This is a genomic window from Stenotrophomonas sp. As-7 (genome assembly GCF_030291015.1).
Classification (GTDB): domain Bacteria; phylum Pseudomonadota; class Gammaproteobacteria; order Xanthomonadales; family Xanthomonadaceae; genus Stenotrophomonas; species Stenotrophomonas lactitubi.
On record NZ_CP127405.1, the window covers coordinates 1,982,368 to 2,006,917 of the forward strand.

The 24,550-nt window shown below is 61.7% G+C and carries 16 protein-coding genes; 10 read left to right on the top strand and 6 right to left on the bottom strand.

What is annotated here, in order from left to right; translation table 11 throughout:
• Positions 1-34: 34 nt before the first annotated feature.
• Genes QP457_RS09335 through QP457_RS09360 form a run of 6 tightly spaced genes read left to right on the top strand, consistent with a single transcriptional unit; the run spans position 35 to position 17,086 of the window.
• The gene (locus tag QP457_RS09335) at positions 35-5,308 is read left to right on the top strand and encodes a DEAD/DEAH box helicase (RefSeq protein ID WP_205405668.1); all 5,274 of its coding nucleotides are present in this window, start codon (positions 35-37) and stop codon (positions 5,306-5,308) included.
• A gap of 6 nt (positions 5,309-5,314) precedes the next feature.
• Complete coding sequence (locus QP457_RS09340; protein ID WP_205405667.1) at positions 5,315-8,104, top strand: helicase-related protein; 2,790 nt, start codon at positions 5,315-5,317, stop codon at positions 8,102-8,104.
• Positions 8,105-8,128: 24 nt separating this feature from the next.
• Positions 8,129-12,631 (top strand): N-6 DNA methylase, encoded by a 4,503-nt coding sequence (locus QP457_RS09345; protein WP_205405666.1) that lies wholly within the window; start codon positions 8,129-8,131, stop codon positions 12,629-12,631.
• Positions 12,632-12,637: 6 nt separating this feature from the next.
• The gene (locus QP457_RS09350; RefSeq protein ID WP_205405665.1) at positions 12,638-14,581 is read left to right on the top strand and encodes a hypothetical protein; all 1,944 of its coding nucleotides are present in this window, start codon (positions 12,638-12,640) and stop codon (positions 14,579-14,581) included.
• Positions 14,578-15,357, top strand: coding sequence for an HNH endonuclease (locus tag QP457_RS09355; protein WP_240196602.1), 780 nt, complete (start codon positions 14,578-14,580; stop codon positions 15,355-15,357). The genes QP457_RS09350 and QP457_RS09355 overlap by 4 nt, the downstream gene beginning before the upstream one ends.
• Before the next feature lie 13 nt (positions 15,358-15,370).
• Positions 15,371-17,086, top strand: a complete 1,716-nt coding sequence (locus tag QP457_RS09360) for a DUF262 domain-containing protein (protein ID WP_205405664.1) — start codon at positions 15,371-15,373, stop codon at positions 17,084-17,086.
• A gap of 242 nt (positions 17,087-17,328) precedes the next feature.
• On the opposite strand, the gene QP457_RS09365 is transcribed toward QP457_RS09360, so the two are convergent.
• Entirely contained in the window at positions 17,329-17,685 is a 357-nt protein-coding gene (locus QP457_RS09365) for a hypothetical protein (RefSeq protein WP_205405663.1), read from the bottom strand.
• A 552-nt stretch (positions 17,686-18,237) separates the two neighbouring features.
• Entirely contained in the window at positions 18,238-19,161 is a 924-nt protein-coding gene (locus tag QP457_RS09370; RefSeq protein ID WP_205405662.1) for a LysR family transcriptional regulator, read from the bottom strand.
• 96 nt (positions 19,162-19,257) lie between these two features.
• Between QP457_RS09370 and QP457_RS09375 the strand changes: the two genes are divergently transcribed.
• The 4 genes from QP457_RS09375 (at position 19,258) to QP457_RS09390 (ending at position 22,366) form a co-directional block, all read left to right on the top strand.
• A complete protein-coding gene (locus QP457_RS09375) occupies positions 19,258-20,097 on the top strand; it encodes a type 1 glutamine amidotransferase domain-containing protein (RefSeq protein ID WP_205405661.1) in 840 nt (279 codons plus the stop codon).
• Between the two features lie 98 nt (positions 20,098-20,195).
• Positions 20,196-20,933 carry a hypothetical protein gene (locus QP457_RS09380; RefSeq protein WP_205405693.1) on the top strand — a complete coding sequence of 246 codons (738 nt, stop codon included), beginning with the start codon at positions 20,196-20,198 and terminating at the stop codon, positions 20,931-20,933.
• An 83-nt stretch (positions 20,934-21,016) separates the two neighbouring features.
• Positions 21,017-21,496, top strand: coding sequence for a hypothetical protein (locus tag QP457_RS09385; protein ID WP_286041515.1), 480 nt, complete (start codon positions 21,017-21,019; stop codon positions 21,494-21,496).
• A gap of 87 nt (positions 21,497-21,583) precedes the next feature.
• Positions 21,584-22,366 (top strand): 3-hydroxybutyrate dehydrogenase, encoded by a 783-nt coding sequence (locus tag QP457_RS09390; RefSeq protein ID WP_205405660.1) that lies wholly within the window; start codon positions 21,584-21,586, stop codon positions 22,364-22,366.
• 91 nt (positions 22,367-22,457) lie between these two features.
• On the opposite strand, the gene QP457_RS09395 is transcribed toward QP457_RS09390, so the two are convergent.
• The 4 genes from QP457_RS09395 to QP457_RS09410 form a co-directional block, all read right to left on the bottom strand.
• A complete protein-coding gene (locus tag QP457_RS09395; protein WP_240196601.1) occupies positions 22,458-22,898 on the bottom strand; it encodes a chemotaxis protein CheW in 441 nt (146 codons plus the stop codon).
• 171 nt (positions 22,899-23,069) lie between these two features.
• Positions 23,070-23,528 carry an SRPBCC family protein gene (locus QP457_RS09400; RefSeq protein ID WP_205405659.1) on the bottom strand — a complete coding sequence of 153 codons (459 nt, stop codon included), beginning with the start codon at positions 23,526-23,528 and terminating at the stop codon, positions 23,070-23,072.
• A 2-nt stretch (positions 23,529-23,530) separates the two neighbouring features.
• Positions 23,531-23,845: a metalloregulator ArsR/SmtB family transcription factor gene (locus tag QP457_RS09405; RefSeq protein ID WP_100436164.1), complete on the bottom strand. Its 315-nt coding sequence runs from the start codon at positions 23,843-23,845 to the stop codon at positions 23,531-23,533.
• 8 nt (positions 23,846-23,853) lie between these two features.
• Positions 23,854-24,309, bottom strand: coding sequence for an SRPBCC domain-containing protein (locus QP457_RS09410; RefSeq protein WP_205405658.1), 456 nt, complete (start codon positions 24,307-24,309; stop codon positions 23,854-23,856).
• Between the last annotated feature and the right edge of the window lie 241 nt (positions 24,310-24,550).

Sequence of the window (24,550 nt, forward strand, 5' to 3'; positions counted from 1 at the left end):
GATTGGCCACAAGATGGAGCAGTGAGGAATATCCATGGATAACGTTTTCCAATTCCGCGATCAGCTCATCGAACGATACGGCAGCTTTTCTCGCAGTTTCGTTCGCATTGCTGCGTCTGATATCCAAGCTGAAGTCGAACACCAATATGCGCAAGGTCGCTATTGGCCTGAGCCGCTGGTGCAGATCAACCCGAATTACCAACGCCAAGGTACGGTGCAAAACCTCGCGGCTCAGGGGGTCTTGCATGCTGCCTGCGCAGAGATCTTCCAGGTCGGAAAGTCTGAAGGTTCGCCAGAACCCCTGCATCTTTACAAGCACCAGATGGAAGCCTTGGCCAAAGGCCAGGAGCGCCAAAGCTATGTGGTCACTACCGGAACGGGGTCGGGGAAGTCCCTGTCCTTTTTCATCCCGATCATCGACCGCATACTCAAGGCCAAGCAATCCGATGGCAAAGCACGTACCAGAGCCATTGTCATCTATCCGATGAATGCTCTGGCCAACAGCCAGCTGGAAGAACTCGACAAGTTTCTGCATGGCTATGAGCCAGAGCTTCGTCCCTTCACCGTCAAGCGCTACACCGGCCAGGAAAGCAGGGCGGAGCGCAGCGCCATTGCGGATGACCCGCCCGATATCCTGCTCACTAATTTCATGATGCTGGAGTACATCCTCACGCGCTTCGACGAAGTGGATCGGCGTGTGGTGGAACACTGCGAGGGACTTGAGTTCCTGGTGCTGGATGAGTTGCATACCTATCGTGGCCGTCAAGGGGCGGACGTTGCCTTGCTAGTTCGGCGCCTGCGAGAGCGCTTGAAAGCCGAGCAACTGGTCTGCATCGGCACGTCGGCCACCATGTCCAGCACAGGTAGCCAAGCCGACCGCAATCGTGTGGTAGCCGACGTGGCTAGCAAACTTTTTGGCACCCAGATTAGCGAGCATGACGTCATCGGCGAGACCTTGGAGCGCGTCACCAACCCGCTCAAGGACGTCAACGCCATCCGCACAGAACTGCCGGCGGCCATTACGCGGAAGCAGGATATCTGGGCTGACTTCGACGCCTTTCGCAATGATCCGTTGTCCATCTGGGTGGAGTTGAACCTGGGTATCGAACTACCTGCCGACGAGCCTCCCAGGCGGGCGAGACCCATGATGTTGGAAGAGGCCAGTCGCCGTCTCGCCGAAGACGCGCGTTGCCCGCCTGAAGCCGCTCGCACCGCCCTGCAGCGCTTTCTAGTGGCTGCCCATGATGTGCGCACGCCCCAGGGCAGGCCGCCTTTCGCGTTTAAGCTGCACCAGTTCATCAGCGGTCCCGGCAAGGTACTCACCACGCTGGAGGCGCGAGGTAAGCGCCATGTCACGCTCGATGCTCAGCGTTTTGCGCCGGGGCGACAGCAAGAGAATGTGCTGCTTTACCCGACTCACTTCTGCCGCGATTGCGGCCAGGAATACCTACCTGTCTGGCACGCACAGCAACCGGTCAACTTCAGCTCACGTGAAATCGACGATATCGCAGCAGAAGACGACGCCAGCTATGGCTTCCTGTGTCCTCTAGTGCCCGGGCAGCAATACGGCGGCCTGCTCGAAGACTTGCCGGAAACCTGGATCGACCTCAGCCGTAGCGAACCCAAAATCAAGCCAGCCTACAAGAATGCCGTTCCCTATATGGTCACGGTCGATGCCAAAGGGCAACCGGGCTCGGGGACGGAGTTCTGGTTCATTCCAGGAAAGTTCCGCTTCTGCCTGAACTGCGGTATGACACACGAAGCCCACGGCAAGGATGCCAACCGCCTCTCCAGTCTGTCCGGCGAAGGACGCTCTTCTGCCACTACCATGATTGCCCTGGCGGCCTTGCAACAATTGTTCGCATTTCCCGAAGCCGCGCCAGGGCAGCCTGACCCACGCAAGTTGCTTGGCTTTACCGATAACCGCCAGGACGCCGCTCTGCAGGCGGGGCATTTCAACGACTTCATTTTCCTGCTGACGCTGCGTGCCGGCTTGATCGGCGCACTGCAAGGCAGCGGTGGCCAACTCGATGAAGAACACTTGGCCGAAAGCACATTCAAGGCCCTCGGCTTTCAAGGGGTCGACGAAGCGACCTTGGTGGAGTATCTACGCGCCCCCAAGCTCATGGGACTGGCCCGACAAGAAGCGCAGCGCACATTGCGCTTCATCATCGCCTATCGGCTACTGCGTGATCTGCGGCGTGGCTGGCGCTTCAATAATCCGAATCTGGATCAACTCGGCCTGTTGCAGATTCGGTATCGGGACCTAGAGAGCTTTTGCGCTGACGCCAGCATCTTTGGTGCAAACAGCACCTTGACCAAATTGACGGCAGTGCAGCGGACAGTTTTGTTCGAACTACTGTTCGACGCCTTGCGCCGCCATCTTTGCTTGGAAAGTCGTTACCTCGACCCGGTCGAGCAGGACAAGGCACGCACCAATGCCCACACTTACCTGAATGAACGTTGGGCCTTCGCTCCCGACGAGAAACTCGATACTGGCCGCTATCTCATCCTCGGTAAGCGCCCGGAGTACAAGGGTAAGCCGCGTACCGACTTGGTGACAGGTGGTCCACGCTCCCGTCTGCTACGGCAAGTAAAGACGGCCGCCTTCTGGCGTAACAGCGCCTGCGCCAGCGAGGTCGCGCAGTGGAAAGATGTTGAGTGGGCTAAGCTGATCGAAGCGCTGCTGGAGTCCGCCAAGGACTATGGCTATGTACAGCGCCAACCTATCGACGCCCAGCTCGCAGGCTGGCGCCTAAACGCAGCTGCTCTGGACTGGTGCCTGATTGCCGATCAGCCACAAACTGACAGTAATCGAATCAACCAATATTTCCGTACCCTGTATCTCGGTATTGCCGATCTGCTGCGTCGGCCCTCGCATCCGCTGTTCGACTTCGAGGCCCAAGAGCACACGGCGCAGGTGGATGCGCCACGCCGGCAACTGCTGGAGCAGCGTTTTCGCTACACCGAGAAAGATAGGCAGGATTGGGCGCAGAACCCGGCCCACGAAGCGCCGCTAGAACGTCTGCCGGTAATGTTCTGCTCTCCCACGATGGAGCTCGGCGTGGATATCTCCGCGCTCAACACCGTGTACCTGCGCAATGTGCCGCCGACCCCAGCCAACTACGCCCAGCGCAGCGGTCGTGCGGGTCGCTCGGGTCAGCAGGCGCTCGTCATCACCTACTGCGCGGCACTCAGTCCGCATGACCAGTGGTTCTTCCACAATGCCGAGCAAATGGTGCATGGCGTAGTGCGAGCGCCAACCCTCGACCTGAGCAACCGCGATCTCATCGACAGCCATCTGCAAGCGGTCTGGCTGGCCAGCACCCAAGTGCCGCTGGACGACAGCATTGCGCCCATGCTGGATCTTGAACAGTCCGGCAAACCACTGAAACAGCCCTTGAACGAAGCGCTCCGGGCGCAGGCTGTCCAGTTGCGGGCCTTGGCCAGTGCGGGACGGGTCATCGACCAGCTTGAGGGGGAGCTTGAAGGCAGCGCCTGGTTCACTTCTGACTATGTGCGCCAGGTCATCGACAATGCGGCGCAAGCGTTCTCTGGGGCGCTGGAGCGCTGGCGCGTGCTGTTCGATGCTACCCGCCAACAGATGGATATGGCTGATCGCATCGTCAAGAGCCATACCGCTACGCACACGGAACGCCAGAATGCCCAGCGTCGCTACGGCGACGCCGCGCGCCAGTACGCTGTGTTGCTCAAGTCCGGCAACGGCCAGAACAATGACTTCTACACATATCGCTACTTGGCCAGCCAAGGCTTCCTGCCCGGCTACAACTTCCCGCGCCTGCCGCTGATGGCCTGGATTCCCGCCCGTGGCGGCCAGGCCGCCAATGGCAAGGATGACGAAGGCAGCATGGTCAGCCGGCCACGCTTCCTGGCACTGTCCGAATTCGGCCCCCGCAGCCTCATTTATCACCAGGGCCGCATGTATCGCGTGGTGCGTGCCAAACTCAACGTAGGCAATACAGACCACATTTCCGGCAGCAGCCAATTGGCCACTATTGCCTCTCTAGTGTGCAGCCAGTGTGGCTACGGCCATCTCGGCGAGCCGGGCGGCGAACAGCCGCTGGTCAATCGCTGCGAGAACTGCGACGCCTTGCTCACCGAGCACGATTGGGTGCGCGAGCTCTACCGCATCGAAACCGTGGAGACCGTGGCCACCGAGCGCATTTCCATCAACGACGAGGAGCGCCAGCGTCAGGGCTTCGAACTGCAAACCACCTACCGCTTTCTACCCGGCCCCGATGGTCGTATCCAGCAGCAAAAGGCCACGATCCAACAAGGCGAGGACGTGCTAGGCGAGCTCACCTACGCGCCGGCTGCGCAAATCTGGCGCATCAATCGCGGCTGGCGCAGGCGCAAAGACAAGGAGCAACTGGGCTTCTACATCAACCCCATCACGGGCACCTGGAGCAAGCAGGATGCACCGGATGCGGAAGACGACCAGGGCGGCGACGATGCTTTGCTGGAGAAGGTGCCTAACCAGCGCATCGTTCCTTTTGTGGAAGATCATCGCAATCTACTGATCTTCGCTCCCGTACATGCCCTGCCGCTGGAGGCTATGGCCACTTTGCAGGCCGCGCTCAAGCGCGGCATCGAAATGACTTTCCAGATCGAGGAATCCGAACTGGTGGTCGAGCCACTGCCGAAGTCCGACGAGCGCCGCGCCTTGCTGTTCTACGAAGCGGCGGAAGGAGGTGCGGGTGTGCTCACTCGCCTGGCAAACAATCGCAACGACCTTGCACTCGTAGCCAGCAATGCCCTGCAATTGATTCACTATCGCAATCCGCAGAGCGGCATTTGGAAGTTGGACGATTTGCAGTCGCTGGAACAGACCGATGCACTTGGCAATCATCAGTGCGAAGCCGGCTGCTATCAGTGCCTGCTGTCCTACTTCAACCAGCCGGATCACGAACACATCAACCGTCGCAATGCGGATGCGCTCAAGCTGCTGGTCGCGCTGGCTAATGCTCAGGTACAGCCTGTGGAATGCAACGCGGCCCCCGTTGCAGCGACGATCTTGGCAGACGAGCCACTAGACGCCTGGCTGTCCGCGCTCAGCCAGGCAGAGGGCGTGCAACCTGATGCGGTCAACGTGTCCGTCAACAATGGCGTAGCCACTGCGGCGGCTCAGTACAAAGCATCTCGTGCCTTGGTGTTTCTGTCCGCTGTGGACGATCAGACCACCAGCGTATTGCAGGACAAAGGCTGGCAGGTGCTCGATTTCTCGGACGCTTCACGCTGGCCAGAACAATTCGCCGCACACGCCGATGTGTTCGGTACCAGGGAATAAGCGCACATGACGATCCTCGAACACGACTTTCTGCCCGGAAATCTAGTGCGCGCCCGAGGCCGCGAATGGGTGGTGCAGAGCGACTCCCGCCGCGACTGGCTGCGCCTGCGCCCATTGAGCGGCGCTGATGACGAAAGCATCGCCCTGATCCCTGAGTTGGAACTGCATCCCGTCGAACCTGCCACCTTCGACTGGCCTGATCCTGCACGCGCCGGCAACCATGCCGCAGCGCTGTTGCTACGCGATGCCTTACGCATGACCTTGCGCGCAGGCGCTGGCCCGTTCCGCTCCTTTGGCAATATCGCGGTGGAGCCTCGCGGCTACCAACTTGTACCGTTGCTGATGGCACTGCGCCTGTCCACTGTACGCCTGCTGATCGCTGATGACGTTGGCATCGGCAAGACCATCGAAGCCGGCCTGATTGCACGAGAGCTCATGGATCGTGGCGAAATCGCCCGCCTGGCCATTCTCTGCCCGCCACACCTTGTCGAGCAGTGGCAAAGTGAGTTGGAAACCCGCTTCAACCTTCAGACCGTGGCATTGACTTCGTCTTCGGCATCCCGCATCGAACGTGATCTTCCGCACGGAGTGCGCCTGTTCGACCATCATCCCGTGGTGGTCGTCAGCCTGGACTACATCAAGAGCGAACGCCATCGCGAACAGTTTCTCGCCACCGCCCCCGAGTGCATCATCGTTGACGAGGCCCACACCTGCGCCAGTAGTGGCGCGGGCAAGCAATTGCGCTTCGAGCTGCTGCAACGCCTTGCCCGTGACGCGCAGCGACATTTGATCCTCCTGACCGCCACCCCTCACTCTGGTGACGAAACCGCCTTCTACAACTTGCTGTCGCTGCTCGATCCACGTTTTGCCGCATTACAAGGTCGCATGACAGCCTCCGACCCGCTGCGTCAGGAACTGGCCCGCCACTTCGTCCAGCGCCGTCGCAAGGACATCGTTGAATGGCAGGCCGAGACCCATGACGGACGAGGTTTTCCCCGCCGCATGAAGACCGAGCTCACCTACCAGCTCAGCGGCGAATGGGGCGCGTTCTTCGACGCCGTGCAGGATTACTGCCGCGAACTGGCTGAAACCGTTGAGCAGCAAGAACAGCAAGGCGGCGCGCGCCTCATCTGGTACGCCACCCTGGCATTGTTGCGCTGCGTGGCATCGTCGCCCGCAGCCGCCGTCAAGGCGTTGACTACACGGCTGGAAGGCACTGTGCCGGATGAGGCGCTTCTCGGCGATGAGCGCCTGCACGATGGCGAGGCCGACGACCTCTCTGGTAGTGATCTGGAGCCGCCTGCCCAGGTGCAAGACGCTGCGCCGCGCCTGCAAGCCCTGATCGCCGACGCGCAACGTCTTTCCGGCAAGGCGGGTGATCCAAAGCTGGCTGCGCTCCTCCGGCATATTGATCTTCTTGTGAAGGATGGCTACCACCCGGTGGTGTTCTGTCGCTACATCGCCACCGCTCATTACGTGGCCGAACACCTCAAGGCCGCTTTCCCCAAGGCCACCGTCGATGCTGTCACTGGCGAGCTTACCCCCGAAGAACGCCGCGAGCGCGTCGATGAGTTGGAGGATGCCGAGCAACGCATCCTGGTCGCCACCGACTGCCTCTCCGAAGGCATCAACCTGCAACATCTGTTCACCGCTGTCGTCCACTACGACCTGGCCTGGAACCCCACCCGCCACGAACAGCGCGAAGGCCGCGTCGATCGTTTCGGTCAGCAGGCCGATGAAGTGCGCTGCACCATGCTCTACGGGCAAGACAACCCGGTGGATGGCTTCGTGCTCAACGTCATCCTCAAGAAGGGCGAGGCCATTCAGAAGGAGCTCGGCGTGCTCGTTCCCATGCCCGAGGACGAAGCCCGCATCAATGCCGCCTTGGTCAAGGCGGCATTGATGAAACGCAGCGACAGTCGCACCGCATCGCCGCAGGTCGCATTCGACTTCGGTGAGCCGGAGCAATTGCTCGCTCCTCTGCAAGCCCAATGGCGCGACGCGCTGGAAAAAGCCAAGGCCAATCGCACTGTGTTCGCCCAGCGCCGCATCAAGCCAGACGAGGTGCTGCCAGAATGGCACAAACAGCAGCAGGCCTTGGGCACCCAGGCTGACGTGCAGCGTTTCCTGCAAAGCGCTTGCGTGCGATTAGGGTCACCACTGGAAATCGGTCGCAAGCAGACTGCACGCTTCTTGCCGCAGCACCTCCCCGAAGCCCTGCGCCAACGCTTGGCCGACGAAGGCATAGACAAACCCCAGTTCATCGACTCCAGCGAACTGCACCGCAGTCACCCGCTGGTTGGCCTTCTTGCCCAGCATCTGTTGGAAGACGCACTTGGAGGCGAACGTCCGCTGGCCGCCCGTTGTGCTGCCACTCTTACCAATGACGTGGAGGTCGTCACCACGCTCTACCTTCTGCGCCTGCGCCACCAGCTCAGCTACGTGCGCCGACGCGAACCCTTCCAAATGATGGCGGAGGAAACCGTTGCCCTGGCTGTGCAGGGCCGCAACGCTCCTCAATGGTTGGCTGACGACAGCGTGAGTCGCCTGCTCGAATGCACGCCCAGCGGCAACCTGCCGCAAGAGGCGGCACAGCGCGAAATCCGCACCGCGCTCGACTTCCTCGCTGCTAACCCGCAGCAACTGCAAGCGGTGGCCCAAGAGCGGGCTGATGCCCTGCTGGCCGACCACCAGCGCGTGCGAGAAGCCACCCGTGACGTCGGCCAGTACAGCGTCAGCCCCTGCCTGCCGGTCGATGTGATGGGCGTGTACGTGCTGCTGCCTGACTCGCTATAAGCCTCGGCCTGGAGAAGAACAACCATGAAACGCATCCGCAAGGCCCAGGCCACGCTGAACCTGCCCACCCTCAAGCTCGAAGGGGGGCTATTCCTGCCCGATCAACTGGAAAAAGCCGCTCAGGGTCGCGCTAACGCACAGCTAGAGGCCGACTATGGCACCCCCAAGGGCGTCAAGCTCAAGGACGAATACAGCCGCGCTTTCCAGATCGCCTGCGCCCAATGGCAGCACTTTGCCGCGCAGTTGGAGCGCGCCGACGTCGATGCTGCGCAGCTCACCACCGCCTTCGTCCACGAACTGCTGCGCGATGCCTTTGGCTACGCCGCCTTGCAAGCCGCGTCAGCACAGCAAGTGGGTGAACTGCGTTACCCGGTCAGCCTCATGGCAGGCACTTTACCCGTGCTGGTGGCCCCGCACACTCTGGGCCTGGATGAGGCCGACGCGTGCTTTGCCGTGCAGGGCGGCGGCAACCGCAAGAAGGCCCCATTCCAGGCCATGCAGGAATTGCTCAACGCCAGCGAACCGCTGCAATGGGGCATCGTCAGCAATGGCAAACAACTGCGCCTGCTGCGCGACGCGGCTAGCCTCACCCGCCCCAGTTTTCTCGAAGTCGATCTGGCTGACCTGCTCGGCGGCCAGCGCTACGCCGAATTCGCCAACGTCTGGCGCTTGCTGCACGCGAGCCGCGCAGCCCGCCTCGGCCAGAGCGTTACGGCGTGCATCTGGGAGCAATGGCGCAGCGAAGGTCAACAGGAGGGCACTCGCGTGCGCGACGGCCTGCGCAATGGCGTCGAGCAGGCCCTGCTGACCTTCGGCGCAGGCTTCCTGCAACACCCCGCCAACCACGCCCTGCGTGCTGCCCTGAACGACGGCACGCTTAGCAAGGACGATTACTTCCAACAACTGCTGCGCCTGATTTACCGGCTCATTTTCGTGTTCACCGTGGAAGAGCGCGGCGTGCTGCATCCGCAGGGAGACAGCGCCGAGGAACAAGCCGCCCGCCGCGCCTATGCCGAAGGCTATGCCCTGGCTCACCTGCGCGAACTCTGCCTGAAGCGTCGCGCCCGCACCCGCCATGACGACCAGTGGCAGGCCATTCGAATCGTGATCCGTGGTCTGGCGCGGGGAGAGCCGCGCCTGGCGCTGCCCTCGCTGGGCGGGCTGTTTGCCCCCGAACAATGCCCCGATCTGGATACCGCCAGCCTAGACAACACCCACCTGCTCACGGCCTTGCAACATCTGCGCTGGGCGGTGGTCTCGCAGGGCAAGGGCAGCAGCCTCACGCCGGTAGACTACCGCAATATGGGGCCGGAAGAGCTGGGCAGCGTCTATGAAAGCCTGCTGGAACTGGTGCCGGCCATCGACCTACCTGCACGCACTTTCGGCTTCGTCGGCCGTACCGAAGAAGGCAGCACCGCAGGCAACGCCCGCAAGCTCACCGGCAGCTACTACACTCCCGACAGTCTGGTGCAGGAACTGATCAAGAGCGCACTCGATCCCGTTATCGAGCAGCGCCTGGCGGCTCATCCGGCCAACCCCACCGAGGCGCTGCTGACCATCCGCGTAGTCGATCCGGCTTGCGGCAGCGGCCACTTCCTGTTGGCCGCCGCCCGCCGCTTGGCGGAAAAGCTGGCACAGTTCCGCAGCCTCGAAGGCGGGCAGGAAGGTGCCATCCAGCCGCAGGACTACCGCCACGCCCTGCGCGAAGTTGTGGCCCGCTGCATCTATGGGGTTGACCGCAACCCCATGGCCATCGAACTGGCACGCATGGCACTGTGGCTGGAAGGCTACGAGGAAGGCCGCCCGCTGGGTTTTCTCGACCACCACTTGCAAGTGGGCGACGCCCTCCTGGGCCTGACCGACCTGAACGTGCTGGAAAAAGGCATTGCCAAGGATGCCTTCAAGCCCTTGAGCGGCGACGACAAGGACGTCTGCAAAGAACTGGCCAAGGCCAACGCCGCCGGCCTCAAGCAGATCGCCAAGGATCTGCAAGGCATGCAGATGCTGCTGGGCGTGGACAACCACAGTGGCCTGGAAGCCCTGCGCGCCATTGAGGCCTTGCCCACCGACACGCCAGAACAGGTGGTGGGCAAGGAACAGGCCTGGCGCCACTTTTTGGAGGATTCCGCTCACAGCCCGCTGGCGCAAGCCGCCGATGCGCTGGTGGGCGCTTACCTGCTGCCGAAGACGGAGGGCACAGCAGAAGCCGTACCTACCAGCATCACCCTGCACGCGCTACTGACCGCGCCAGAACGCGCCAAGACCGAGCATGCCGCTCCTATCATTGCGGCCCGCGACGCCTGCGAGCAGTCCCGCGTGTTCCACTGGCCGCTGGCCTTCCCGCAGGTATTCGCGCAAGGCGGCTTCGACTGCGTACTAGGCAATCCGCCGTGGGAGCGCATCAAGCTGCAAGAAGAAGAATTCTTCGCCACCCGCCACTGCGACGTGGCGCAAGCCCGCAACAAGGCCGAACGCGCCCAGCGCATCCAGTGGCTCAGTGAAGGCATCCTGGGACGCCACCTGCACCCCAACCTGGCCCATGAGGTGCATGAGGACGAGGCCGAGAAGCGCCTCTACCGCGAATTTGTTACCGCCCGCCGCACAGCGGAGGCGGCCAGCGTGTTTGCCCATGTGAAAGGCACCGACGGCGGCCGTTATCCACTGACCGGCGTGGGCGACGTGAACACCTATGCGCTGTTCGCCGAAACCATCCTGCAAATCCATGCAGACAGTGGCCGCGCCGGCTTCATCGTGCCGACCGGCATTGCTACCGACGACAGCACCAAGGCGTACTTTGGCCACATCACCCAGAACCAGAGGCTGGTCAGCCTTTACGACATCGAAAACCGCGACGCGGTGTTTCCTTCCGTGCACCGTAGCTACAAGTTTTGCCTGCTCACCCTAGGCACAGCGGAACAGGCCGAGTTCGTCTGCTTTGCCTCCCAAGTCAGCCAACTGGCCGACTCGCGCCGCTGCTTCACCCTCACGCCCGATGAGTTCCGCCTCATCAACCCCAACACACTTACGTGCCCAGTCTTTCGGAGCGAGCGTGATGCGGAACTGACCAAGAAGCTATACCGTGCCGCCTCGGTGCTGATGCGCGATGCCGTAACCGTAGGCGAGGGCAAGCAAGCCAAAGTGGTGGAGCCTGAGCAGAATCCGTGGGGCATTTCGTTCATGCGCATGCTGGACATGTCCAACGACAGTCACCTGTTCAAAGACGAGCTAGTCGCCGACCACCTGCCGTTGTACGAGGCCAAGCTTATTCACCAGTTCGACCACCGCTGGGCTACCTACACGGTGGACGGCAACAGTCGCGATGTCACACTGCCTGAAAAGGCCGATCCGGATTTCACCGTCACTCCTCGCTATTGGGTCAGTCGCACCGAGGTGGAAGAACGTCTATGCAAGCGCGACCGCGATGGCCGCGTGATCTGGCAGTGGGAGCGGGATTGGTTGATGGGCTGGCGCCGCAATGCGAGAGCTACGGATGAACGCACAACTATTGCAACAGTGATGCCCATAAGTGCGCAAGGAGACAGTGTTTTCCTGTGGCTTGTAAATGAGGCAATTTCAGTCGAACACTCTGCTGCGCTCCTTGGTAGCCTAGGAAGCCTTACATTTGATTTTGTCGCAAGACAGAAAGTGGGAGGGGTTAACTTCAGTTTCTACTACTTTAAGCAGCTCCCGGTACTCGCTCCCACTGGCTACACCGAAGCCGACCTCGCCTTCATCGTCCCGCGCGTACTGGAGCTGACCTACACTGCCCATGACCTCTCCAGTTGGGCCAAAGACTTGGGCTACGACGGCGAACCTTTCCCTTTCGACTCCGACCGTCGCGCCACCCTGCGCGCCGAACTCGATGCCTGGTACGCCAAACTCTACGGTCTCACCCGCGACGAACTGCGTTACATCCTCGACCCCGCCGATGTCATGGACGAGGACTACCCCAGCGAAACCTTCCGTGTGCTCAAGAACAAGGAACAGAAGGAGTTCGGCGAATACCGTACTCAACGGCTGATCCTGGCAGCTTGGGATGCATTGGAAACCCAACAACCCCTCACGACTCCCTCACCAAAGCCTGCACGTCGTACGGCCGCCCTTCCAATTTATGCACAAGGCGGCACACCCGCTACCGAAGCCGAGGACTGGCTGGCAGGGTTGGTCTGCGACGTGCTCCTGCAAGCCGGACCGTGTGACGATAATCGCCTGCGACGCATTCTTGGGGGACGATTGTCGGAAGACACGCCACATGCCGAGAGACTGCATGATTGGCTGCGGCCGGTGAACACAGAGCGCTGGACGCTCATTTGTGATTGGCTTCGTGATCTGTTGGGCGTCGCTGCAACGGCACCGCTGTCCATCCACAACCCGGAAGCGCTGGCCGACATTATTGGCGATCATCGCACCGCATCGCTGGCTCGCTACTTGATCGAGGCTCGTCGCCACCATGAGACCGCTCTGGCAGAAGTGATGGCGGATTCGGCGTCGAATGCGCAGACAGACGAAACGCGCAAAAGGGGATAAGTGTCTATGAATGGTGTCACGCTTTCGACGACAGACCATGCTAAGCCACGCCTCTGGGTCGAAACAATGTGGTTGCTAGAGTCGTTGACATCCCAGCGCCTCATTCGCGAGATCCCCTTGCGGCGCGGGCTCAATCTGATCGTGTCGCCACCTGGAGCGGGCAGCTCCGGTCACGGCGTCGGGAAAACAGCCTTCTGCCAGTTGTTGCGCTTCGTACTGGATGATCCGCTTTGGTCCGGCGGTTCGACCTTACGCGACGAACTGCTGAGCAGTCGCGAGCTGAAAGAGGGGGCCGTCGCCGCCCGTGTGCATATGGGTGGTGAGGTGTGGACGGTCCTGAAGCCGTGGCTGCATCAGAAACACTATCGAGCTTCACGATCTGCTGATTGGCGTCAATTGGCAGCCAATGAAGCCGAGAACGAGTTCAGTGCCTACCAGGCTGCGCTGCGCCAGCATCTGGTCGAAATTTTGCCCGTTCGCGAGTTGCCAACCTCGAAGCAATCCATCGAGTGGCACCAGATTCTGGCCTGGTGTTCCCGCGACCAGAATGCGCGATACCAGAACTATTACCAGTGGCGCGCCGATGGCGTTGGATTCAGTCCGCCAGCGAGGTCGCCTGCAGCACTCGTGCAAATCGTGCTGGGTTTGTTGACTGACGCGACAACACTGCGCGACCTGGACAGCACCGCCAGGGAGATGGAGGATCAGAAATCGAAGTTGCAAGCACTGCGCAAGGAGCCCGCGCGTTTGTTGAAATACGTGCGCCGCCAACTGACCCGCCGCCTCGATGTCTCTGCCGCTACTCCGTTCCGGCAGGACGGCTTGCTTGAGCACCCAAACTTGATCGGAATCGCCAAGCAGCGTCATGAGGCTTATCAACAGGAGCTGTCGGCCATCGATGCTGAGCGGCAAGAGCTCGCGGAACAGCGTCAGGCGTGGGTGGAAAAGCGTGCGCCGCTGAAAGCTGGCATTGAGCGTCTGAGCAATGAGATCAAGCAGAACGAAGCCATGCTGGCCGGTGATATGCAGCGGGTAGCCGAGCTTCAGGAAGAAGCATCGTCTTTGCAACAACAGCTACCCACCCACTGCGACGCAGGAAGCCGATTGCTCAGGGATTGCAGTCATGTGATGGAGCGGGTCGAGCAGGCGCAGATCGATCGGAAGCAGCGGATCATTCTGCATCAGCGCTCCAAAGGAGATCTTGAAAGCGAACTGGCGCCCCAACGTCGCCGACGGGATGAGCTGGAGGCCGAGACAGCGCCCATGAATGCACAAGTTGCAGCCATCGATCAACGGGAAGCTGAGCTCATGACGAGGCACGCACAATCCTTGTCAGCCGACCAGCTTCTCAGTGATGCCATCGAAGACTACGAACACTACGAGAGCATTGCATCTGGAAAATCACAGTCAACCGATATCGTGACAGTAGAGCGAAAGCTGGAGTCGACTCGGCACCGTCACGAGCAACTTCAAATGCAGCATGAGAAGGAGCGTGAGGCAGTGAAGGGGCGTCGTCGGGCGATCAGTGAGTCTATGCAAGCTGTTGCCAAGTCGTTGCCCTCTTTCTTGTGGGGCGTTTTCAACGATGAGGATAAGCACCGCAACCATCCATTTCAGATGGGGCCAATGCATTCAACAACCTTCAAGGTTCTGGAAATTCTGGCCGGGGATATCGCCTGCTTGCTCGACAGCATATCTGCGGATAGCTTCCATCCTGGATTTCTGCTGCACGACTCACCTCGCGAGGCGGAAATGAGTGAGGCCATACTGTGGTCACTGCTCGGGCATGTCGCAGCGAGTAGAGGTGATTCTTTCCAGTACGTCGTCACCACATCGACTGAACCCTCAGACGCGTTCAAGTCTTTTGAGAGGCTCAGGCTGTCATCCGATAGCGAGGATGGTCTTTTGCTTCGTCGGCGGGTGGGTACAGAACAGGCGTCTTTGACATGAATACCGCGGTGAACCCACTACAGCGGGCGTTGGCAGAAAAAGCCGGCCACGACAACGGCTTCGAGCACGTGCTGTCATCTGCTAGCGATGCGGTGATACTGGCTTCGGCCCGTCATCGAAGCCAAGCGGTGGTGACAGCATTGGTCGGAGGCTTCGAGGTACGCTTTCAACCGGCAACGCCCGCACTGCTGCCGGAGTTGCTGCGTAGCTTCCAACCTTGGGCCAGAGCCGATGACGTTTTTTGTGTGCCGACTCTGCCCGATTTGGCGGCTCTCCTGCGCCGCACGGCCAGCCTGTCGCAGGCCTTGCCGAATCAGGCAGTGCGCGATTACCACGCGGTCGTGGCCCAGGCAGTCGAAACGATGCGTGCCGAAGCACTAGGCACGGAAGTCGAACGCCTGGTGCGTCAGCGCGTGGGGCAGGCGCGTTACCGCGATGCCTTGCTGACCTACTGGGGTGGTTCCTGCGCAGTGACCGGCGTCGCTGTGACTGAAGCGCTGCGTGCCAGCCATGCCAAACCCTGGGCTGAATGTGCCGACGATGCCGAGCGGCTGGATGCCTTCAACGGCTTTCTGTTGGTGGCCAATCTCGATGCGCTGTTCGATCGCTTTCTGATCAGCTTCGACGATACCGGGCATCTTCTGACCAGCCCCCGCCTGTCCCAAAGCGATCTGCCTGGGCTTGGCATTCATTCGGGAATGACGTTGCGCTGGCTGGCCAGCGAGCACCAGCATTATTTACAGTGGCACCGCGAGCGCTTCCTGCTCGGTGCCTGATCGAAGGAAAAACATGGCCAAGGCCGAAGCAAGCGTTGAAGAACTGGTATCAATGATCGAGCGGGGCGAACTGCGCTTGCCAGAGATGCAGCGCCAGTATGTGTGGCGCTCCACGCGAGTGCGCGATCTGCTGGATTCGCTGTATCGCGGCTACCCATCGGGCGCAGTCCTGCTTTGGGAAACGGATGAAGCTGTACCGCTGCAGGATTTCGCGATCAGCCAGAGCACGAATCCTTACCAGAGTACGCGGCTTCTGCTGGATGGTCAGCAGCGTCTGACATCGCTCTCTGCCGTCATTCGCGGCGAGCCAGTATCGGTGCGTGGTCGCCGCCGGCCTATCGACTTGCTGTTCAACTTGGAACATCCCGACCAGTTGGCGGTGGTGACCGAAGTGGAAGAGAACGGCGACGACGAGGACGATGCTGACGACGATAGCGAACTGATTGGCGATGAGACGGACTCGACCGAGGACGAACTGCTCAAGCGCTTCAACAAGATGACGTTCGTGGTGGGCACGAGGAAGCTGGAGCAGTTGCCGCATTGGGTGAAAGTGTCAGAAGTGTTCAAGACCGACAACGATGCGCCTTTCCTCAAACGTGCTGGCATTAGTGGTTTTGACGATCCGCGGTACGAGAAGTACAGCCAGCGCCTGGCCCGGCTACGTGGCATCCGCAAGTACGTTTATCGGATGGACGTGCTGGAACGCACGCTTTCCTATGATGAGGTCACGGAGATCTTCGTCCGGGTCAATTCACTTGGAGCCAAGCTGCGCAGTTCCGACCTGGCTCTGGCGCAGATCACTGCCAAGTGGCGGCACTCGCTACAGACGTTCCAGGATTTCCAGAAGGCATGCGCCAAGACGGGCTTTGACCTTGATCTCGGTTTGCACTTGAAGAATTTGATGGCGTTTGCCACCGGTCAATCACGTTTTCAGATCGTGGGTAGCCTGAATGTGGAGAAGCTGCAGAAAGCATGGAAAGAAGCCTGCAATGGCATGGAGTTCGCGCTCAACTTCCTGCGCAGCAATCTGGGCATCGATAGCCCGGCACTGTTGTCGTCGCCTTTCCTGCTGGTGGTGCTGGCGTATTTCGGGCATAGCCGCAACTATGCGCTGAGCAACGATGAGGCCCGCCAGCTGCGCTACTGGGCGCTGATGGCCAATGCCAAAGGCCGCTTCTCCCGAGGTTCCAGCGAAACCATTCTGGATCAGGATTTGGCAAATATTCGTCAGGGCGGAGCGGTGAGCGAGCTGATCGACCGGCTGCGGCTGCAGTTCGGCCGTCTGGACATTACCGCAGAGGAGCTGGAAGGGCGCAACCAGCGTAGCGCGCTGTTCAAGACCATGTTCCTGGCTTTCCGCGCTGCCGGTGCGAAAGATTGGTGCAGCCAATTGACCATTGCTCTGGATCATTCGGGCGCCCAGCATCGCTTGCAGTTCCATCACATTTTTCCCAAAGCCGTATTGAAGACCAGCTTCACTGCCCGCGAGGCGGATGACATCGCCAATCTGGCATTCATCGGCGGCAAGACGAATCGCGCGATCAGCGACAAGGCCCCGGCGGTTTACCTGCCCCCGCTGGTGGACCAGCTTGGCGAGCTAGCGTTCGCAGCACAGTGCATCCCGGTTGAGGCATCGCTGCTGGAAGTGGAAAGCTACAAGGCTTTCTTGCTTGAGCGACGCAAGAGGATTGCAACGGCGCTGAATACGTTTGTTGGGCCTGCAGAGTGAGCGGGTGGGCGGCTGTGTGTGTATGGCAAGTGTCTCATACCGCCTGACCTAGGGATGCTCTGATCAACTCCGTAGGTAGCGCCCGCCGCTGGTCGGAGGCCTGGGAGAAAGTGACGGCACGCGTTGAGGATGCATGCAACTGGCATTCGGCGACGGCAAGAGATCCTTCCTGGAAGTCCGCTTCTGACGGAAACGGAAGTTGATGCAACGAATGGCGTTGACCTTGCCAAATGTGAGCGCAGTCACTCCGGCCTAACCTCGTGGCACGCCCACTCAACCAACCCTCGGCAAGCCAGAAACAACCCATCAACCACCCCCTCATCCAAATGCCGCTCCGGGTCCGCTGCCACCCGGCAGCGGTCCGCCGCATGCAGCAGCTCCAGCACCGTCAGCGCCCCCACCATCGCGCGCTCGCTCCTGGCCAGGCTCACACGTCGACCGGGTGACACATCGGTTTCTGGCCAAGGATGCCCATCAGCCCCCTCGCAGCCGCGCATGCGCTTGAGGATGCCAAGCAGGTAGTTCAGGTCGGGCAGGGAAGCGTCGTCGTTGATGGGCTCAACAACGGTGTACGAGGAGAAGGTGTCGGATTCGCTCATGACGTCGGTTTCCTTGGCTGTGCTTAACAGCGCCACCGCGAAGAGGGTGGCGGACGATGCGTGGCTGCAAACCGGGATGATGTAGCGTCATAGAACCGGTGGATCCGAAGATCCCCACGCACCGCCCGCCAGAAAGGCCGACGGATTGCCCGCCGGCACCGGTTAAGGACGGTGCCGGCGGGCAAGCGCAAACTACAGACGCGTACATCAATGCGGGTTTGCAGACCCGGCCACCCGTTGTCGGTGGCGCGTCATGGTGTTTACGCCGCCGCTTCGAATGCAAATCGAAATTCGCGAAGAAATCGCGTGATTCGAGAGCGAAGATCCATTGTTGCACGCAGCATTCGTGCAACACGCGACGCCACAAGACGCATTCGCGCAGATGCCCTGCGGATTACGAATCAAAGTGGCGTAATGGCCCATGCCGCAAGTGCATAGCGCGACGGCCTTCTTTACAACAGTTCTTAGTCAGCCTCGGCAGACAACGGCACCCGATCAGTCGTACATCCCGAAAAGCGGTTCAAATACGACACACCAACGAGCATCGCAGCCTCAACCAACGCCGTCCTCGACGACCGCCGCATTCCCCACCAGCAACTCAATCATCGCTCGTGCCGCCGCAGACTGCCGCCGATGCGGTGCATAGATCACCGAAAACGGCCGCGATCTTCCCCGCAGCTGCGGCAGCACTTCCACCAACTGCCCGCGCCGCATCCGCTCGCGCACGATGAACGCATAGCTCTGGCAGATGCCGATGCCCTGTTCGGCCAGCGAGACCACGCCCAGCACATCGTCGGAGGTCTCGATGGACGAGCGCGGCAGCCAGTCCACGTCTCGCCCGCCGTCGCGGAAGATCCACGGCGCCAATCGCCCAGTACGCGGCATCACAAACGGCAGGCACAGGTGCTGCTGCAGGTCGTCCAGCGTCTGCGGCGTACCCCGGCGCTGCAGATAGTCCGGCGCGGCCACCAGCAACAGCGGCGCATCCTCAAGCTTCCGCCCCACCAGCCCGCTGTCCGGCAGCTGGCCCAGGCGGATGGCCAGATCGAAGCCTTCGGCCACCAGGTCCACGTTGCGGTTGGTGATGTTCAGTTCCACCTGCACCTGCGGGTACTGCTGCGCAAAGCGCGCCAGCACGGGCGGCAGCCGGTAGTGGCCATAGGTGGTGGGCACGCTCAGGCGCACGCGGCCGGCCAGCGCACCGTCCTGGGCCAGTACGTCGCGCTCGGCGTCGTCCAGCAGGCCGAAGGCGGTGCGCACCTGTTCCAGATAGAGCCGCCCGGCGTCGGTCAGGCCCACGCGGCGGGTGGTTCGCTGCAGCAGCTGCCGGCCCAGCCGCGCTTCCAGCCGGGTGACCGCGCGGCTCAGCACCGAGGGCGTCGTGGACAGTGCCACCGCGCCGGCGGTGAACGAGCCGTGCTCGACCACCGCCAGGAACACCTCCACATCGCCCAGGTAGTCGAACTTGCGGCTCATTTGGCTCTCCGGGGAACAGATGTTTTGCGATGGGGTCAATTTATCGCCGCTGGGGCGATGAATAAAGTAGCGACCATTCCCCGATAGGAGCTCCCCATGAACCTGATGACCCGGCTGGCCGCCGCGCTGGCCCTGACCCTGGCCGCCACCGGCGCGCATGCCGCCAACGTGCTGGTGGTGCTGTCCGACGAAAACCACCTGGACCTGAAGGACGGCAAGGTGCTGTCCACTGGCTTCTATCTCAACGAGCTGATGCAGCCGGTCAAGCTGCTGCTGGACGCCGGCCACGAGGTGACCTTCGCCACACCGCAGGGGCGGGCGCCGACGGTGGATGCGTCCTCGGTGACGCCGGCGTACTTCGGCAACGATGCTGCGCAGCTGACGCTGCACAAGGACCTGCTGGAGAAGCTGGCGCTGACCTCGCCGACGGCCTCGCCGGTGGTCAGCCTGGCGCGCGTCGAGCAGCAGGGCTACGCGCGTTTCGATGCGGTCTACATTCCCGGTGGCCACGCGCCCATGCAGGACCTGCTGAAGAGCCCGGCGCTGGGCCGGCTGCTGGCTGACTTCCACCAGCGCAACAAGACCACCGCGCTGGTCTGCCACGGGCCGATCGCGCTGCTGTCCACGCTGCCGGATGCCGCGGGATTCGTGGCAAAGCTGGAAGCTGGGGCGACGCCGGCTACGCCGAAGTGGATCTACAGCGGCTACCAGATGACGGTGATCAGCAACCAGGAAGAAGAGCAGGCCAAGCCGCTGCTGGGCGGCGGTGAGATGAAGTTCTACCCGCAGACGGCGCTGCAGCGGGCGGGGGCGAGGTTCAGCAGCAATGCCACGCCGTGGACGGGGCATGTGGTGGTGGACCGTGAGCTGATTACCGGGCAGAACCCGGCGTCGGCGCTGGAGGTGGGGCAGCGGTTGGTGGAGCGGTTGAAGTAAGTCGGTTTTTTCATCGCCTGCTGCGTCATGGCACCATGGTGGACTGGCCTCGTCCCTTTGGGCGAGGCCGGTTTTCCAGGGAAGCCATTCAACACGACATGCGAACGTCCATCCTCTTCACTCTCTCCATCCTGTGCCTGACCCTGCTGTCTGGCTGCGCCAGTGGGCCGGACTACCACCATTCCAATCGCGAGATCACCGGCGCGTTCGTGGCCGACGACGGCAAGCTGTACCTGTTACCGGTCTATGACGAGCCGATGCGCTTCGACGCGGCGCCGTTCCGTGATTACCGTGCGCTGATGGACAGCCCGCTGCGCGAGGCCGTGGTCTGTGCGCAGCTGTATTTCCGTGAGGACTGGCGCGTGCCGGCCGACAGGAGCAAGGTGCATGGCAGCTACGCGCTGCTGCTGCGGCCGGAGCAGGTGACGCCGGAACAGGCGGCGCGGTTCAAGCTGGAACGGTTGGAGATCAGCCCGCGGGTGGCCAAGGCCATCGATGGGTTGACGCGCCGGCCGTACATCCTTGAAGCCCGCACCCGCTACGAACTGGCGGCCAACCCGGACTGCAATCTTTCCAGGCAGGGCGGCAGCTATTACAGCGCGCTGTTCGAGAGTGATGGCGAGCGGGTGAAGTTGCCGGACGCTGCGGCGCTGACGGCGAAGGCGAAGCTGGCGCAGCCGATTACCGCGCGGGCTGAGCGGATTCGGCCGGAGGATACGGACAAGCCGGGTGTGGGGACGACGGCCGGGAAGGTGCTGGGCGCGGCGTTGGTGCCTGTGGCCGTTCCGGTGTTTGTGTTGAGCCTGCCGTTTTTGGGGCCGGATCATTGGAAGTGATGGGGTGTTGAAGCCAGAGCATCCACGAGTGGCGTGGATCTACTGGAGTCGCCGGTGCCTGAACGTTAATCGTGGAGATCTGTGTGGCAAGCACACTGGAAGCTGTGTTGAAAATCCTGGCCTTCGCTGTCCTTGCGGCACTTCCGCTGCTGACCATCTGGCTGATCCATCGGCGAGCGTCACTGAGAGCCCGTTCTGCGTTGGGATCAGGGCTGCGATTGAATTCCCCTCGCCGGATTTCTGGTACGTCCATGACCTTGGTGATGGTGGATGGGAAAGAGGATCGGGAGCACTATTTCTTTGATACAGAGTCCTTTTACCTGCGAAGGGGTCCGGTGCCCACGGTTGTTCCACTGTCGCAGATCACCTCAGTCACACGGACGTCTGACAGGATCTACGGGCGCTATGTCTGGCAGGTGTGCTTCAGCAAAGCAGCGGGCAGAAAGAGCGTAACGTTCACCAACAACCTGACGCTGTTCAACCGCGATTTTCTGCTTTTCCTGGAGGCGGTGCGGAGAGCCAATCCCCTGGCGACCGTTGAGCGAGCGGGCGTCCTCTTCTAACCGTGGTCCGCGACATGGGTAGCGCCATTCAAGGGGGCGGGCCCGTGAGGCTACACTGGCCACCTACGCCCTCATGGAAGCTCGCCCATGTTCAATGGAAAAGTCGCGGTAGTTACCGGCTCCACCAGCGGTATCGGTCTTGGCATTGCCACCGCACTGGCGCGACAGGGCGCCGACATCATGTTGAATGGATTTGGCGATGCGGCGGAGATCGAACGCATCCGTTCCAGCCTGGAAACCGAGTTTGGTATACGGGTGGCGCATGATGGTGCCGACCTTTCGCGTGGCGATGCGGTGCGGGATATGATCGCCAACGCCGTTGCGAAGATGGGGCGCATCGACATCCTGGTGAACAATGCGGGCATCCAGCACACCGCGTCGATCGAGGAGTTTCCCGTAGCGAAGTGGGATGCGATCCTCGCGCTGAATCTCTCGGCGGTCTTCCACTCAACGGCGGCGGCCTTGCCTTACATGAAACAGCAGGGATCCGGTCGCATCATCAACATCGCGTCGGTGCATGGGCTGGTTGGGTCGGTGAACAAGTCTGCCTATGTGGCGGCCAAGCATGGCGTGGTGGGGTTCACCAAGGTGACCGCGCTGGAGAACGCGGGCACGGGCATCACCGCCAACGCGATTTGCCCGGGTTGGGTGCGAACGGCGCTGGTCGAGCAGCAGATCACGGCATTGGCCGAGAAGGACGGCACGGATCAGGAGTCCGCGGCTCGCGCGCTGCTGGCCGAGAAACAGCCCTCGTTGCACTTCGTGACACCCGAGCAGCTGGGGGAGATGGTGGTGTTTCTGGCCTCGGATGCTGCGGCGCAGATTACGGGCACGGCGCTTCCGGTGGATGGCGGCTGGACGGCGCGCTAGCTGGCCGGCTGCCCGCCGGGCATGGCCCGGCGCTACCGGGAGATCGGTGTGGGGTCCGGTGTTGTCGGGAGGTTGGCGCGGTGGTTCGGCGTTACCGAAGCCGCGTTGGATCGATCAGGGGAATCTCGCCGAGCGCGCCCAGCGTGACGTGATGGCTGCAGAACCCGAACGGGATAGCTGTGGCGGGCCGCACCTTGTGGCGCGGCACGCTTTCGATTTCCCGTACCTCATCGACGGCCAGAGCGAGCGTTTCCGCGCCCGCCTGCATCAGCAGCATGGCCGGGCAGCCGTGGGCGAACGCGGACAAACCAATGGCCTGGCGCAGGTCGACCACCGGCAGGGCGTTGCCGCGCACGGTGAGGTGCGGACTCGTGCCACTGCCGGGGCGATCAAAGGTTTCCGGCCCGCGGATTTCAATCGCGGCGTCGACATCGATGGCAAACAGGTGGGTACCGGCCCGCACAACAACAACTTCAATGAAGGCAGGCGACGACGGGGCCGGTTCACCGGCCGAAGGGGAAGAGGGCTGCAAGAGGAACCTGTGGAAGGGTATTTAGACTGCGTCGCAATGATGCCGTGTTGACGTGATGTAACGCGTGCTTGACGGGTGAGCGGCCAATACGCGTTGCATGCGTCGTTCAGCAGAATCAAGGCGCCTTCACGGGTTGGCTTGGGCCGGGGGATCGCCAGCCATGGGCTGGCGCTACTGGGGTTTGGCGAAGACGTCCAGGCCTTTGCCAGTTTCCAGCAGCGACTTCAGGCTCGACAACACGATCGGCCAGCCCTGGCGGATGCCGGTATCCATGCCGCTGCCCGGTTCCAGCTCGTCATGGGTCACCGTCAGCTTGACCATGTCCTCATACGGCACGATCTCGAACGTCACCCGGCTGTAGGCCTTCGGGTTGTCTGCCTGTGAAGCGGCCGCCCAGGTGATCACCAGCCGCGAGGGTGGGGTGTTTTCCACCACTTCGCCAATCAGCTCGACCTTGCGTTCGTCGTTGGCGCGCACATGCTGCCAGCGCGAGCCGGGTTTCCAGTCCGAGACGTTTTCGTGGCCCCAGTAGGTGCGGGCAATCTCCGGCCGGGTGATGGCCTCGAACACCTTCTGCGGTGTGGAGGCGATATAGATCACGTGGATGAAACGGGTGGATTCAGCGCTCATCGTTATTCTCCTTCCAGTTCCTGTTTGAGGTCATGCAGCAGGCTCAGGCGCTGCTGCTCGAACTTGCTTACCCAGCGCGTATAGACGTCGTGCAGCGGCACCGGGTTGATGAAGTGCAGCTTCTCGCGGCCACGCCTGACGGTACTGATCAGGTTGGCGTCTTCCAGCAGGCCCAGGTGCTGGGTGACCGATTGCCGGGCCATCTGCAGGTGCTCGCAGAGCTGCCCGAGCGTCTGCCCGTTGCGCTCGCACAGCAGGTCCAGCAGGGTGCGGCGCGTGGGGTCGGCCAGTGCCTTGAACACCTTGTCTGCATCCATGGGGGCCTTCAGTTCCAGTTGTCGATCTTGATGTCGTGCGGGCTGGGCTGGCCGCGCCCGGTTTCCAGCAGGGATTTCAGGCTCATCAGGAAGATGGCCCATTTGGTGCTGCAGTGGTGCATGAATTCCACGCGTTCTTTCCAGCCTTCGTGAGTGAACAGCACGATGCAGTAGTCGCCGTCCTGGTGCAGGGCGAAACGCGCGGTGGTGCCGATCCATTCCGGCGGGCCGTCGATGAATTCCCACAGCACCAGCTCGTTTGGCTGCAACTGCAGCAGCTTCATCTGCATCGCGCCGATTTCCTGGCCTTTGGCGGTGAAGCGCGCGGTGACGGTGCCGCCGGGATGGCGGTCGCCGGTGGTGTCTTCGGCCCACCAGGCGGCGATGCCTTCGGGGCTGGCCAGGGCCTGGTAAACCTGGGCCGATGCGGCGTTGATGCCGACTCTGTGCGCGATATCCACCATGACTGCGGCTCCACGGTGGGCGGCGGGGTGCCGTCCGTGGGATCACAATAGGCAGGTAAATGCCTGCATGTCAACTCCGCCGCCGTGGAGCCTTGCCCGTGGTAGTGCCGGCCGCTGGCCGGCAACCAGGGTGGAGTGGGTGATTGCAGCTGCCGGCCAGCGGCCGGCACTACCGGTTGGCGGCGCGCAATGGACTTTTGGCCGTGGTGATGGCGGCTGCGCGGCGGCATTCTGGGCGGAG

Excerpts from the sequence above, each read along its gene's own strand:
- QP457_RS09360 (WP_205405664.1), top strand. The coding sequence starts at position 15,371 with ATGGCCAAGGCCGAAGCAAGCGTTGAAGAACTGGTATCAATGATCGAG.
- QP457_RS09340 (WP_205405667.1), top strand. The coding sequence starts at position 5,315 with ATGACGATCCTCGAACACGACTTTCTGCCCGGAAATCTAGTGCGCGCC.
- QP457_RS09400 (WP_205405659.1), bottom strand. The coding sequence starts at position 23,528 with ATGAGCGCTGAATCCACCCGTTTCATCCACGTGATCTATATCGCCTCC.
- QP457_RS09335 (WP_205405668.1), top strand. The coding sequence starts at position 35 with ATGGATAACGTTTTCCAATTCCGCGATCAGCTCATCGAACGATACGGC.
- QP457_RS09390 (WP_205405660.1), top strand. The coding sequence starts at position 21,584 with ATGTTCAATGGAAAAGTCGCGGTAGTTACCGGCTCCACCAGCGGTATC.
- QP457_RS09350 (WP_205405665.1), top strand. The coding sequence starts at position 12,638 with ATGAATGGTGTCACGCTTTCGACGACAGACCATGCTAAGCCACGCCTC.
- QP457_RS09405 (WP_100436164.1), bottom strand. The coding sequence starts at position 23,845 with ATGGATGCAGACAAGGTGTTCAAGGCACTGGCCGACCCCACGCGCCGC.
- QP457_RS09355 (WP_240196602.1), top strand. The coding sequence starts at position 14,578 with ATGAATACCGCGGTGAACCCACTACAGCGGGCGTTGGCAGAAAAAGCC.
- QP457_RS09365 (WP_205405663.1), bottom strand. The coding sequence starts at position 17,685 with ATGAGCGAATCCGACACCTTCTCCTCGTACACCGTTGTTGAGCCCATC.
- QP457_RS09370 (WP_205405662.1), bottom strand. The coding sequence starts at position 19,161 with ATGAGCCGCAAGTTCGACTACCTGGGCGATGTGGAGGTGTTCCTGGCG.
- QP457_RS09380 (WP_205405693.1), top strand. The coding sequence starts at position 20,196 with ATGCGAACGTCCATCCTCTTCACTCTCTCCATCCTGTGCCTGACCCTG.
- QP457_RS09345 (WP_205405666.1), top strand. The coding sequence starts at position 8,129 with ATGAAACGCATCCGCAAGGCCCAGGCCACGCTGAACCTGCCCACCCTC.
- QP457_RS09410 (WP_205405658.1), bottom strand. The coding sequence starts at position 24,309 with ATGGTGGATATCGCGCACAGAGTCGGCATCAACGCCGCATCGGCCCAG.
- QP457_RS09375 (WP_205405661.1), top strand. The coding sequence starts at position 19,258 with ATGAACCTGATGACCCGGCTGGCCGCCGCGCTGGCCCTGACCCTGGCC.